This is a genomic window from Roseicyclus salinarum (genome assembly GCF_029624655.1).
GTDB classification, from domain to species: domain Bacteria; phylum Pseudomonadota; class Alphaproteobacteria; order Rhodobacterales; family Rhodobacteraceae; genus Roseibacterium; species Roseibacterium salinarum.
This window is the reverse complement of record NZ_JARRSA010000026.1, coordinates 1-12,908: the sequence shown is the minus strand read 5'-3', so window position 1 is coordinate 12,908 and position 12,908 is coordinate 1. Positions and strand designations below refer to the sequence as shown.

Genomic DNA, 12,908 nt, shown 5'->3' with positions numbered 1-12,908 from the left:
TCTAGCAGACGCCCCGGCACGTGGCGAGGGCCAATCGCAAGACGCTCACCGCCAGCGCTCAAGGGCGGGCGGATGCGGGCCACCGCTCCGCCTCGCCCGCGTCCCCGATGCGGCGGAGAACCTGCGGCATGGCATCGGGCAGGTCCTCGGCGATGAGGCCGGGGCCGACCTCCAGGGCCGCCTCGACATGCAGCCATGCGCCCGCCTCCGCGGCGCTGCGCGCGCCGAACCCTCGGGCGAGGAGGCCCGCGATCAGCCCCGACAGCACGTCCCCCGCCCCCGCCGTCGCAAGCCACGGCGCGGCGCGGTCGTAGACTGCGGCGTGGACACTCGCGCCGCCCCCCGGCGTCGCGATCACCGTGGCGGCCCCCTTCAGCAGCACCACAGCCGAGGCGCGGTCCGCCGCCGCGCGCACGGCATCGATGCGCGAGGCCAGCGGACCGCGCTCCGGCCGGTCGTCCAGCCGCGCGGCGATGTCGGGAAACAGGCGCGCGAACTCGCCCATGTGCGGGGTCAGGACGACGCGGTCCTCGCCGTTGACAGACCTTGCGAGCTTCTCGAACAGCGCGGCGGGATCGTCCTCGAAGGCCGTCAGCGCATCCGCGTCGAGGATGGCGGACCGGCTTGGAGCCGATGCGCCCCCCTCTGCCAGCGCATCCAGAACCGCCGCCACGACGTCGCGCGTTCCCTGCCCCGCTCCGAGGCCCGGCCCGAGCGCGACCGCGTTCAGCCGCCGGTCCCGCAGGAGGTCGGCCAGATCCTGCGCGCCGTCGCAACGCCGCAACATGATCGCGGTCAGCTGCGCCGCGCATTCCGCCATGGCCTCCGCCGGCGCGGCGACCGTCACCAGCCCCGCGCCCACCCTCAGCGCCCCGCGCGCCGCGAGCCGCGCCGCACCGGTGCGACCGAAGCCGCCCGCAAGGACGAGGGCGTGGCCGTGATCGTACTTGTGGCCCGACCGCTTGCCGATCCGGCCCGCCTCGGGCGCGCCGACTGGGAGAACGGGGCCCGGGCTCTCCCCCGTCCCGCGCCCGTCGCCGCCATCCCGCGGCAAGGCGGGCAGCCCGATGTCGCACAGGACCAGCCGCCCGCAGAGATCGGGCCCCCGCCCGAGGACATGACCGGGCTTGGCGTGGCCGAACGTCACCGTCAGCTCCGCCCCAAGACAGGCGCAGCCGCCCTCCGCGTCGCCATCGCCCCGGAAGACGCGCCCGCTGTCCGCGCACAGGCCGGTCGGGACGTCCACGGCCACGCGGCGCGGGCCTGCGCCGCCCCGCCTCAGCGCCTCGAACAGCGCGCCGAGGCCGTCGGGCGGTCGCACGAGGCCGGTTCCGAAGATCGCGTCCACCACCACGTCGGACGCCGCGACCGCGCCTTGCGCCACCTCGGACGCCTCCTGCGGCGTCACGGTCGGAAACCCGAGCCGCCGCACCTCGCCCATCGACGCCCAGCGATCGTGGTTCCCGCGCGCATCGCCCGCAAGCCTGTCGGGATCGCCGTAGAGAATGACCTCCACCGCCCAGCCCCGGTTGCGCAGGAGACGCGCCAGCACGAAGCCGTCGCCGCCGTTGTTTCCCGGACCGCAGAGCACGACGGCCCGGCGCGGCGCCTGCGCAAGCTCGGGCCAGTGCGCGAGAAGCGCATCGACCACGCCACGCCCCGCGCGTTCCATGAGTGTCAGGCCAGTCACGCCGGCATGATCCATCGCGTGCCGCTCCAGCGCGCGCATCTGCGCCGCGGTGAGCAGCTCCCGGTCCCGCCATGTTTTCAAATTGCTCATTTCGTGTGCGCCCTGCCCGTTTTCTGATCGCACCCCGCGGAATCCCGCGGGACCCAAGGCCTTCCCGACGCTAGCCGATGGACGCCCCGGTCTCAAAGTGGTGTCACGGCTCCGCAATACTGCCAGACGGCGAGGAGGAAGCGGGCCCATGAAGAAGATCGAGGCGATCATAAAGCCCTTCAAGCTCGACGAGGTGAAGGAAGCGCTCCAGGAGATCGGCATCCAGGGGCTCAGCGTCACCGAGGTCAAGGGGTTCGGGCGCCAGAAGGGCCACACGGAACTCTACCGAGGTGCGGAATACGTCGTCGATTTCCTGCCGAAGGTGAAGATCGAGGTCGTCCTTGCCGACGACATGGCGGACGCCGCGATCGAGGCCATCATCGCCGCGGCCAAGACCGACAAGATCGGTGACGGCAAGATCTTCGTCTCCGACATCGCGCAGGCGATCCGCATCCGGACGGGCGAGTCGGGCGAAGAGGCGCTCTGACGCAGCCGCACGCGCCGGCCGCACCGCGCGCCGGGACGGCAGAACCACATCAACCCATGCGGGCCAAGGCCCGTGGATCAGACCAAATCGTCAAGGGAAGGTCACGATGAGCAAAGACAGTGTGTTGAAGATGATCAAGGACGAGGATGCGGCCTATGTCGACATCCGATTCACCGACCCGCGCGGCAAGCTGCAGCACGTCACGGTGGTCGCGGATCTCGTCGACGAGGACTTCCTTGACGAGGGCTTCATGTTCGACGGCTCCTCGATCGCCGGCTGGAAGGGCATCGAGGCATCCGACATGAAACTCATGCCCGATACCGAAAGCGCCTACGTCGATCCGTTCTACGCGGAAAAGACCATCTGCATCCACTGCACCGTCGTCGAGCCCGACACCGGCGAGGCCTACAACCGCGACCCGCGCGGCACCGCGCAGCTGGCCGAGGCCTACCTGAAGTCCTCCGGCATCGGCGACGCCGCCTATTTCGGCCCCGAAGCCGAATTCTTCCTGTTCGACGACGTCCGCTACTCGGTCACGATGAACAAGGTCTCCTTCGAGGTCGACGCCCAGGACGCAGCCTGGAACTCGGACACCGAGTACGAGATGGGCAACATGGGCCACCGTCCCGGCATCAAGGGCGGCTACTTCCCCGTGAACCCCACCGACGCGGCGATGGACCTGCGTTCCGAGATGCTGTCGACGATGAAGCGCATCGGCATGAAGGTCGACAAGCACCACCACGAGGTCGCCTCGTGCCAGCACGAACTCGGTCTGATCTTCGACAGCCTCACCAAACAGGCCGACGAGATCCAGAAGTACAAGTACGTCATCCACAACGTGGCGCACGCCTACGGCAAGTCGGCCACCTTCATGCCCAAGCCCATCTCGGGCGACAACGGCACGGGGATGCACGTCAACATGTCGATCTGGAAGGACGGCAAGCCGCTGTTCGCGGGCGACAAGTATGCCGACCTCTCGGACGAAGCGCTCTACTTCATCGGCGGCATCCTCAAGCACGCCAAGACGCTGAACGCCTTCACCAACCCGTCGACCAACTCCTACAAGCGCCTGATCCCCGGCTTCGAAGCCCCGGTCCTGCGCGCCTACTCGGCCCGCAACCGCTCGGGCTGCGTGCGGATCCCGTGGACGGAAAGCCCCAAGGCCAAGCGCGTCGAGGCACGTTTCCCCGACCCGTCGGCGAACCCCTACCTCGCCTTCGCGGCGCTCCTGATGGCGGGCATCGACGGCATCCAGAACAAGATCCACCCCGGCGATCCGTCGGACAAAGACCTCTACGACCTGCCGCCCGAGGAACTGGCCGGCATCCCGACCGTCTGCGCCAGCCTGCGCGAAGCCCTGGAAAGCCTCGAGGCGGACCACGACTTCCTGCTCAAGGGCGACGTCTTCTCGAAGGACCAGATCGAGGGCTACCTCGCGCTCAAGTGGGAGGAGGTCTACGCCTTCGAACACATGCCGCACCCGATCGAGTACAAGATGTACTACAGCTGCTGAGCGGCACCTTGCGGATCAAAGCAATAGGGGCGCCTTCGGGCGCCCCTTCTTCTTTCGTCCCGCCGCCTGTCAGGCGCATCGGGCGCCGGTCAGCTGCGCGAGGACTTCCACTCGCCCGGCACCGTGCGCACGTTGCGCTCGGCACGCTTCGCCTGCTCGGCCTTGAAGGCCTGAAGCGCGCGGTCGTAGCTGCTTCCCCTGGCGAAACGGTTGAGGTGGAGCGAGCCGTCCACGTCGCGCTGCGGGACGAGACGCTTCAGGGTCTGAACGATCCGATGCATGTTCTGCCTCACTTTTCTTCTTTTAATTAAGCGGGTTTGCCCGGCGTTCAGGAATTGGGGCGAATTGTGGCGGAAAAGAGGCGCGGTGCGTCCGTACCGATTCGTTCGCCACCGATTGTGGCGCGGGGGACACCCCGCGGACCTGGCCGGACGCCACGAGCGACCAGGCGCGCACCTGACGGACGCGCAGGATGCATCGCCGCCATGCCCGGCCGCCCCCGAGCGCGCGGTTCAGATCTCGCCGTCCTCGTCCTCGTCCGGCTCATCGTCGTCGAAGAGCTGCCCGGTCTCGTCCTCCGGCAGGTCGGGCGCATCCCCATCCTGCGGCCGGCTTTCCAGAAGGCCCGCCTCGCGAAGTTCCTTCAGCCCCGGAAGGTCGCGCGCGTTCTCCAGACCGAAATGATCGAGGAAGCCCTGCGTGACGACGTAGGTCACGGGCCGGCCCACCGTCATCCGGCGGCGTCCGAACCGGATCCAGCCAAGCTCGATCAGCTGGTCGACCGTGCCCCTGCTGACCGAGACGCCGCGGATCTCCTCGATCTCGGCCCGCGTCACCGGCTGGTGATAGGCGACGATGGCGAGGGTCTCGATCGCGGCGCGCGAAAGCTTGCGGGTCTCGACCGTCTCGCGCGCCATCAGGTAGCCGAGGTCGGCCGCCGTCCGGACCGCCCAGGCGTCGCCCACGCGCACGACCTGCACGCCGCGCCCCTCGTAGCGCCGCCGCAGGTGCTGCACAGCCTCGGCCGGATCGCAGCCATGCGGCATCCGCGCCTCCATCTCGGCCACGCTCATCGGCTCGGCGGCGGCGAAGAGCATGGCCTCGACCATGCGCTCCTGCTCGGCGATGGGGGGCGCGCGGAACAGGCTGTCGCGCGGCGCGTCGGGCGCGTGGCCCTCCGCGTCTTCCGGACGCTCGTCCATGTCAGTCCCTCCGTCTCAGCTGGATCGGCGCGAAGGTCTCGGACTGCCGCACCTGCGCGCGTCCCGCCTTCACCAGTTCAAGCGTCGCAGCGAAATGCGCCGCCGTCGCCGAACGCCGCCGCTTGGGGTCGGTCTCCCACCCCTCGGGCAGGAAACTCGCGAGGTCCGTCCATTCGGCGGCATGGCCGATCAGCGGCCGCAGGCGGTCCAGTGCCTGCTCCATGGTGAACACGCTCTCGCGGTCCATCGCGTAGGGGCGGAAATCGTCACGGGTGCGCACGCGCGCATAGGCCTGCAGCAGGTCGATCAGCCCCGCGGTGTAGACGACCTTGCGCGTCGCGCTGACGCTTTCGGGCATCCCGCGCGCGAAGCGGTCGCGGCCCAGCCGGTCCCGTGCCATCAGCCGCGCCGCGCAGTCGCGCATCGCCGCCAGCCGTTCGAGCTGGAAGGCGAGGTGCGCCGCCATGTCCTCGGCGCTCGGGCCATCCTCGCCAGGTTCGGGCGGCAGCAGGAGGCGCGACTTGAGATAGGCGAGCCAGGCCGCCATCACGAGGTAATCCGCCGCCAGCTCCAGCCGCATGGCCCGCGCCTTTTCGATGAAGGCGAGGTATTGCTCCGTCAGGGCGAGAATCGAGATCGCGCGAAGATCCACCTTCTGCGTCCGCGCGAGGTTCAGCAGCAGATCGAGCGGCCCCTCGAAGCCGTCCACGTCCACGACCAGCGCCTCGTCCTCGCGCCGCGCGGCGACCGTGCGTTCGTCCGAGCCCCAGTCGGCCGCCGAACCGGACGCGTCATTGGCGGGGATGGGCGTGTCAGCCATCGACGTCTCCGTTGCGAAGGCGGTCAAGCTCCGCCTCCATCTCGTCCATGTCAAGCGGCAGCGCCCCGCTCCGCAGCGCCAGAGCCGCCGCCCCACGCGCCAGCGCGCCCTCGTCCATCGTGCCCGCCTCGGCCAGCACGTCCTCCATCTCGGCGCGACGGCCGTTGCAATGCAGGATCAGGTCGCATCCCGCCGCCCGCGCCCGCGCCGCGCGCTCCCCGATCGGCCCCGGCAGGGCCCCCATCGAAAGATCGTCGGTCATCAGAAGCCCGCCAAAGCCGATGTCGTCACGGATCAGGCGGATCATTTCGGCCGAAAGCGTCGCGGGCGTCTCCGGGTCGAAGGCCTCGTAGACGATATGCGCCGTCATCCCCAAGGGCAGGTCGGCAAGCGGGCGGAAGGCCGCGAAATCGGTCCGCCGCAGCTCGTCCGCCCCCGCATCGACGCGCGGAAGGCTCTCGTGGCTGTCCACCTCGCCAAGCCCGTACCCCGGAAGGTGCTTCACGACGGGCACGACGCCGCCGTCGATCAGCCCCAGCGCGACCGCCAGCGCGATCTCGGCCACGGCCTCGGGATCGTCGCCGTAAAGACGGTTGCGCAGGATCGGATGGGTCGTCGTGCGCGCCACGTCGGCCAGCGGCGCGCAGTTCACGTCGATGCCCACCGCACGCAGTTCGGCCGCGATCAGGCGCGAGCGCAGGTACATCGCGCGCGCGGCTGCGCCGGGCCCCGCCGCCGCCACCTCGTCGAGCGCCGGGGGCCATTCGCGCCAGTGCGGCGGGCGAAGGCGCTGCACCCGCCCCCCCTCCTGGTCGATCAGGACGGGCGCGTCGCGGCCCACGGCATCGCGCAGGTCGCGCGTCAGGCGGCCAAGCTGCTCGGGGCTCTCGACATTGCGCGCGAACAGGATGAACCCCCAGGGCTGGGCGGCGGCGAAGAACATCGCCTCGTCCGCCTCAAGGATCGGCCCCTCGAGCCCCAGGATCGTCGCGGAGACAGGCGTGCTCACCCCTTCCCGCCCTTCAGCGCACGGTCACGGGGATGCAGGCCGTCCCCTGCGCGACCAGCACGGCGCAGAAACGGCGCGAGCCTGCAAGGTCGTCGAAGCCCCCCGCCCTCAGCCGGAAGAAGCTCTGCCCGCCCGATGACGCCTCCTCGACCACGCGGGGGCGGCCCTCGAAGTAGTCGGGATAACGCTGCGCAAGCCGGTCCCATTCGCTCCGCGCGATGGCGGGCGTGTCGAAGGCGCCAAGCTGCACCAGTCTCGTGCCGTCGGGAAGCTCGTCCGCCACGAGGTCGACGGGACCCGCCGGCGCCGCCGGGGCGCGCGCCGCACCCTGCCCGGCAACCAGGCTGACCGGCCGGAAGGACGGCCTCGGCGAGGCGGCGACACCCGGCACCGAGGCGGGGATGATCCGCGCCTGCGCGGATTGGGACTGGGATTGGGACACGGCGGCTCGCGTGGCGATCTCTGCCGGGGCGGCGGCCGCGCGCGGCGCGTCGGCGGGGTCGAGGCCCTGCGCCTCGGCCAGCAGCCGGTCGATCAGCGCCATCGTGTCCGCGCCCGCATCCCCGGAGGGCAGCGTCGCGGCCCCGGTGGTCTCGATGGCCTCGGCAGCCGCCGTGGCCTCGGCCCCCTCCTCCGCCGGCCGCGCGCGGGGCGCTTCGGCCTCGGAGGCGCTCGCCATGTCGAAACGGACGTCCTGCAACTCCAGCGGCGGCGGCGCGAGCACAAGGCGGTCGGGCACCGGCGGCGCCTCCTCGCCCTCGGCGATGCGGTTCACCGCGAGGCCCTGGTGCGGCGCCTGCGTCCCGCCGGGATCGTCCGGCTGCACGCGCATCGGCCCTTCCAGCGCCTGGATCACGGGCACGCCCGACACGTCGCGCATCATCAGCTGCACGGCCCAGACGGCCATCCCCAGGACAAGCCCCAGCGAGATCAGCGCGCCGGCCCAATTGACCAGAACCCCAAGCATCGGCCTCGCGGCCGCGGCGGCCGCCTCGCGCGGGGCGCCCTCGCTCCCGTCGAAGTCGCGGTCGAAATCCCCGTCGAAGTAATCGATATCTGCCATGCCTGACCTCGTGCAGTCCGATGCCCGGGCACGCGAAAGGCAGCGCCCGGCCGGATCTGATCATGTCTGCCCGATCCGGCCGCCAGCGGGGTTGATCCCCTTACATCTTCTCGGCCGGTTTGACGCCCAAGATACCAAGACCGTTCGAAATGACAATCGCGACGGCCTGGATCAGCGCAAGTTTGGCGCGCGTCGTGGCAACATCGTCCTCCTGGATGAAACGCAGCTCGGGCTGGGCGTTGCCGCGGTTCCACAGGCCGTGGAACTCCGAAGCGAGATCGTAGAGGTAAAAGGCGACGCGATGCGGCTCGTGGGCCTGCGCCGCGACCTCAACGAGGCGCGGCCATTCGGCGATCTTGGCGACCAGCGCCAGCTCGGCGGGATCGGCGATCGAGGACAGATCGTCAGGCATCTCCGCGTCCATGCCGGCCTCCGCCGCCTTGCGCAACACCGACGAGATGCGGGCATGAGCGTATTGCACGTAGAAGACGGGATTGTCCTTCGACTGCTCGAGCACCCGGTCGACGTCGAAATCGAGCGGCGCGTCGTTCTTGCGCGTCAGCATCACGAAGCGCGTCACGTCCGGGCCCACCATCTCGACCACGTCGCGAAGCGTCACGAAGGTGCCCGCCCGCTTGGACATCTTCAGCTCCTGGTCGCCCCGCTTGAGCTTCACGAGCTGCATCAGCTTGATGTCGAGCGGAACGCGGTTGTCCGACAGCGCCGCGACGGCCGCCTTCATCCTCTTGACGTAGCCCCCGTGATCGGCGCCGAAGATGTCGATCAGCTCGTCGAAACCGCGGCTCACCTTGTCGTAGTGATAGGCGATGTCGGGCGCGAAATAGGTCCAGGACCCGTCCGACTTCATCACCGGGCGGTCCACATCGTCCCCGTACTCGGTCGAGCGGAACAGCGTCTGGATGCGCGGCTCCCAATCCTCGGGCGCCTTGCCCTTCGGCGGCTCCAGCGTGCCCGAGTAGATCAGGCCCTTGGCCCTGAGATCCTCGATCGCGGCCTCGATCCGGCCGGTGCCATACAGCGACTTCTCCGAATAGAACACGTCCATCCGGACGCCGAGCGCCGCAAGATCCTCGCGGATCAGCACCATCATCGCATCGGTCGCGAACTCCCGCACGGGCGCGAGCCATACCCCTTCATCTTTCCCCAAATACGCATCGCCGACCTTCGCCTTCAGCGCCTCGCCCACCGGAACGAGGTAGTCGCCGGGATAGGTCCCGTCCTCGAAGGCGACGGAACGGCCATGCGCCTCGAGGTAGCGCAGGTAGACGGACCGCGCGAGCACGTCGACCTGGCTGCCGCCGTCGTTGATGTAGTATTCCCGCGTCACCTCGTGCCCGGAATAGTCGAGAAGCCGCGCGAGGGCGTCGCCGAAGACCGCGCCCCGCGTGTGGCCGACATGCATCGGGCCCGTCGGGTTGGCCGAGACGAACTCGACATTGACTCGCCGCCCTTGCCCGAGGTCCGAACGGCCGAAGGCCGCCCCCTCGGCAAGCGTGCTGCGCACCACCTCGCGCCAGGTCTCCGCCGAAAGCCTCAGGTTCAGGAAGCCCGGGCCCGCGACCTCGGCGCGCGCGATGCGGGCGTCCTCGCCCAGTCTTGTGGCCAGCGCCTCGGCGATGTCGCGCGGCTTCAGGCCCGCTGGCTTGGCCAGCACCATCGCGGCATTGGTCGCCATGTCGCCATGCGCCGGGTCGCGCGGCGGCTCCACCGCGACGTTGCCGAAGTCGAGCCCGCCCGGCAGCGCGCCATCCCGCGTCAGCGCGTCGAGCCCTTCGATCACGGCCCTGCGTATGTCTGAGAAGATGTTCATGTCGGACGCCCCTGAAGTACCGCCCGCCCGTCTACCACGGGCGTGGCCGAGGTCAATGTCGCGCGCCCGTCACGCCGGGCGGGCCGCTCACCTGTCCTCGGGAAGGCAGCTCTGCAGGGTCATGCCGACGCCGCGCAGCACGATGACGACCGACGTGGGCTGCGGGCCCTCGCCGAAGAACACGCGCGCCTCGAACGCGGCGCCCTCGGCGTCCGTGCAGGCCCCGTCGTAGAGGAACTGGTCGGGCAGCCCCCGCAGCCGGGTGGGGTTGGACAGGATGCAGCAGGCTCCGTCGAAACAGATTTCGGGAAAGGCGAGCCGCGCCTCCGCCGCGCCGGGTGCGCCCTGGCCTCCGCCGGCGCACCCGGCGTGATACGTGCCGTCGGGCGGGATCGCATGAGCCGCCGCGGCCGCGACCAGCGCAAGCATTCCAGCCGCAAGCGGCGCGAGGGCGTTTCGCATGGCATCCTCCATCGGTCGGGCGCCCGGGCTCCCGCGACAGCCTGCCGAAGGACGGCCCCGCGATCAAGCGCGCGGGCCTCGGGCGATGTTCGGACCCTCAGGCGATGCGCGCGACCTCGACGCCCCCGATCAGCTCGGCGTGGCGTTGCAGCGCGAAGCGGTCGGTCATGCCCGAGATGTAGTCCGACACGATCCGCGCAAGCGCCGTCTCGTCGCCCGCGACGTCCTGCACGTCCTTGCGCCACTGCTTGGGCAGCTCCTCGGGGTGAGCCATGAAGAAGGGGAACAGCTCGGCCACAACACGCGTCACCTGCGCCCGCATCTCGACCACGGCAGGGGCGCGGTACATCCTGCGGAATAGGAATCCGCGGATCACCTTGAGATCGGCGAAAAGGGCGTCCGAGAACCGCACCATCGGACGGCCCGCGCCGCGGATGTCCGCGACCCCGCCCGGATCGAGCTCCCTCAGGCGCGCGGAGGACTGCGCGAGGACGTCCTCGACGAGGACCCCGAAGAAGCGGCGCAGCGCCTCGTGGCGGCGGCGGTAGTAGTTGAGGCCCGGATAGCGGGCGTCGACCTCGGCGAAACAGGCGTCGAGAATGGGAAGCTCGGCCAGTTCGTCGGTCGAGAACAGCTCGGCCCGGAGCCCGTCGTGAAGATCGTGGTGGTTGTAGGCCACGTCGTCGGCCAGCGCCGCGACCTGCGCCTCGGCGCTGGCATGGGTGTGAAGTTCCAGGTCGTGGCCCGTGCAGTAGCTTGCCAGCGCCCACGGGACCTGCGACCCCTCAGCCCCCTCGCCCGGCAGGGGTGCGACAGGCCCGTTGTGCTTGGCGATCCCCTCGAGGGCCTCCCACGTGAGGTTGAGGCCGTCGAAATCGGCATAGTGCCGCTCGAGGCTCGTGACGATGCGGATCGCCTGGGCGTTGTGATCGAACCCGCCGTGTGGCGCCATCGCGGCCGACAGCGCGTCCTCGCCGGTATGGCCGAAGGGCGGATGGCCCAGATCGTGGGCGAGCGCCACGGCCTCGGTCAGGTCCTCGTCCAGCCCCAGCGCGCGGGCCATGGTGCGGGCGACCTGCGCGACCTCGAGCGAGTGTGTCAGCCGGGTGCGGAAATAGTCGCCCTCGTGCTCCACGAAGACCTGCGTCTTGTGCTTGAGCCGCCGGAAGGCGGAGGAATGGATGATCCGGTCGCGGTCGCGCTGGAACGGCGAGCGGAACGTGCTGAGATCCTCGGCCACGCGGCGTCCCCGGCTCACGGCCGGATCGCAGGCATAGATGGCGCGCATGGGACACTCCTCGGGACGGCATCTCCGCGGGCGCTCCTTGCTCGGCCCGCGGGCCATCCATATATTGGGCCGGAGAAGAAATCGACCTCGTCCGCAAGGAGCCTCCGGCCATGAGCCTGACGCTGACCGTCCCGCCGAAAGTCACCGACCGCGCCTTCGCCCGCCTCGCGGAGATCAACGGCGGCAGCGCCGAGGCCAAGGCGCTTCGCGTGGCCGTGGAGGGCGGCGGCTGCTCGGGCTTCCAGTACGACATCCGCCTCGACGATCCCACCGAGGACGACATCGTGCTGGAGGGTCAGGGCCAGAAGGTCGTGGTGGACAGCGTCTCCCTTCCCTTCCTTGCAGACGCCGTGATCGACTTCACCGAAGAACTCATCGGCGCGCGCTTCGTGATCGAGAACCCCAACGCCACCTCCTCCTGCGGCTGCGGCACGTCGTTTTCGATGTGACCTGACGCGGGCGGACAGGCGACACGCCGGGCGCGGGGTATTCAGCTGCCCGTGACCCCGGCTCCACGATGCTCCTCTCTCTTTGCGGCACGAACCTGACCGCGCGCGACGCCCACAACCTGCCACAGCGCCGCTCGCGGCCGTGGATCGCCGCCGCCGCGAGCATTTGACCTTGCTCCGGAGGCCCGCGCGCGCCAGAACCGCACCCATGAGGATCGCGACATTCAACATCAACGGCGTGAAGGCCCGGATCGGCGCGCTTTGCGACTGGCTGGCCGAGGCGAAACCCGATGTCGTTCTCCTGCAGGAGATCAAGTCGATCGACGAGGCCTTCCCGCGCGAGCCGATCGAGGACCTCGGCTACAACGTCGAGACGCATGGCCAGAAGGGCTTCAACGGGGTGGCGATCCTGTCGCGGTTCCCGCTCGAGGACGTGACGCGCGGCCTGCCGGGCGACGAGAGCGACGAGCAAGCGCGCTGGATCGAGGCCACCGTGACGGGCGAGACCGCCGCCGTGCGGGTCTGCGGGCTCTACCTGCCGAACGGAAACCCCGCGCCGGGTCCGAAATACGACTACAAGCTCGGCTGGATGGCCCGGATGCGGACCCATGCGGCAGGGCTTCTGGCCAGCGAGATGCCGGTGGTGCTGGCGGGAGACTACAACGTGATCCCGCAGGACGAGGACGCCGAGCGGCCCGAGGCGTGGCGGACGGACGCGCTTGCCCTGCCCGACAGCCGCGCGGCCTTCAGGCGGATCCTGAACCTGGGCTTCACGGAGGCGATCCGCGCCCGGAGCGCCGCGCCCGGCCTCTATACCTTCTGGGACTACCAGGCGGGCGCGTGGGAGCGGAACAACGGCATCCGCATCGACCATCTTCTTCTGAGCCCGCAGGCCGCCGACCTGATGACGGACGCCGGCATTGACCGCCATGTGCGCGGCCGCGAGAAGCCGTCCGACCACGTGCCGGTCTGGATCGACCTCGCCGCCTGACGGCGGCGACCGG

The 12,908-nt window shown here is 69.9% G+C and carries 13 protein-coding genes; 4 read left to right on the top strand and 9 right to left on the bottom strand.

The window, feature by feature from the left end:
* Window positions 1–58 precede the first annotated feature (58 nt).
* Window positions 59–1,780 carry an NAD(P)H-hydrate dehydratase gene (locus P6F26_RS15140; RefSeq protein ID WP_278029536.1) on the bottom strand — a complete coding sequence of 574 codons (1,722 nt, stop codon included), beginning with the start codon at window positions 1,778–1,780 and terminating at the stop codon, window positions 59–61.
* A 148-nt stretch (window positions 1,781–1,928) separates the two neighbouring features.
* Here P6F26_RS15140 and P6F26_RS15135 point away from each other — a divergent pair, with 148 nt between their 5' ends.
* Together P6F26_RS15135 and glnA are read left to right on the top strand one after the other, a co-directional pair.
* On the top strand, window positions 1,929–2,267 hold the full coding sequence (locus tag P6F26_RS15135) for a P-II family nitrogen regulator (RefSeq protein WP_278029535.1): 339 nt from the start codon (window positions 1,929–1,931) through the stop codon (window positions 2,265–2,267).
* A gap of 106 nt (window positions 2,268–2,373) precedes the next feature.
* The gene (gene glnA, locus P6F26_RS15130) at window positions 2,374–3,780 is read left to right on the top strand and encodes a type I glutamate--ammonia ligase (protein WP_278029534.1); all 1,407 of its coding nucleotides are present in this window, start codon (window positions 2,374–2,376) and stop codon (window positions 3,778–3,780) included.
* 89 nt (window positions 3,781–3,869) lie between these two features.
* Here the strand turns inward: glnA and P6F26_RS15125 are convergent, their stop codons facing one another.
* The 8 genes from P6F26_RS15125 to P6F26_RS15090 all read right to left on the bottom strand — a co-directional run bounded on the left by P6F26_RS15125 (window position 3,870) and on the right by P6F26_RS15090 (window position 11,455).
* Window positions 3,870–4,061, bottom strand: coding sequence for a hypothetical protein (locus tag P6F26_RS15125; RefSeq protein ID WP_278029533.1), 192 nt, complete (start codon window positions 4,059–4,061; stop codon window positions 3,870–3,872).
* A 231-nt stretch (window positions 4,062–4,292) separates the two neighbouring features.
* A complete protein-coding gene (gene scpB, locus P6F26_RS15120; protein ID WP_278029532.1) occupies window positions 4,293–4,982 on the bottom strand; it encodes an SMC-Scp complex subunit ScpB in 690 nt (229 codons plus the stop codon).
* Window position 4,983: 1 nt separating this feature from the next.
* Entirely contained in the window at window positions 4,984–5,802 is an 819-nt protein-coding gene (locus tag P6F26_RS15115) for a segregation and condensation protein A (RefSeq protein WP_278029531.1), read from the bottom strand.
* Window positions 5,795–6,745, bottom strand: a complete 951-nt coding sequence (locus P6F26_RS15110; protein ID WP_278029577.1) for a glycoside hydrolase family 3 N-terminal domain-containing protein — start codon at window positions 6,743–6,745, stop codon at window positions 5,795–5,797. Before P6F26_RS15110 ends, P6F26_RS15115 begins: the two co-directional genes overlap by 8 nt.
* A 79-nt stretch (window positions 6,746–6,824) precedes the next feature.
* Window positions 6,825–7,874 (bottom strand): SPOR domain-containing protein, encoded by a 1,050-nt coding sequence (locus P6F26_RS15105; RefSeq protein WP_278029530.1) that lies wholly within the window; start codon window positions 7,872–7,874, stop codon window positions 6,825–6,827.
* A gap of 100 nt (window positions 7,875–7,974) precedes the next feature.
* Window positions 7,975–9,705: an arginine--tRNA ligase gene (gene argS / locus P6F26_RS15100; protein ID WP_278029529.1), complete on the bottom strand. Its 1,731-nt coding sequence runs from the start codon at window positions 9,703–9,705 to the stop codon at window positions 7,975–7,977.
* An 87-nt stretch (window positions 9,706–9,792) separates the two neighbouring features.
* The gene (locus P6F26_RS15095; RefSeq protein WP_278029528.1) at window positions 9,793–10,167 is read right to left on the bottom strand and encodes a hypothetical protein; all 375 of its coding nucleotides are present in this window, start codon (window positions 10,165–10,167) and stop codon (window positions 9,793–9,795) included.
* A 97-nt stretch (window positions 10,168–10,264) separates the two neighbouring features.
* Window positions 10,265–11,455, bottom strand: a complete 1,191-nt coding sequence (locus P6F26_RS15090) for a deoxyguanosinetriphosphate triphosphohydrolase (RefSeq protein ID WP_278029527.1) — start codon at window positions 11,453–11,455, stop codon at window positions 10,265–10,267.
* Window positions 11,456–11,565: 110 nt separating this feature from the next.
* On the opposite strand from P6F26_RS15090, the gene P6F26_RS15085 reads away from it, so the two are divergent.
* Window positions 11,566–11,904, top strand: a complete 339-nt coding sequence (locus P6F26_RS15085; RefSeq protein ID WP_278029526.1) for a HesB/IscA family protein — start codon at window positions 11,566–11,568, stop codon at window positions 11,902–11,904.
* Between the two features lie 208 nt (window positions 11,905–12,112).
* Window positions 12,113–12,895: an exodeoxyribonuclease III gene (xth, locus tag P6F26_RS15080; RefSeq protein ID WP_278029525.1), complete on the top strand. Its 783-nt coding sequence runs from the start codon at window positions 12,113–12,115 to the stop codon at window positions 12,893–12,895.
* Window positions 12,896–12,908 lie beyond the last annotated feature (13 nt).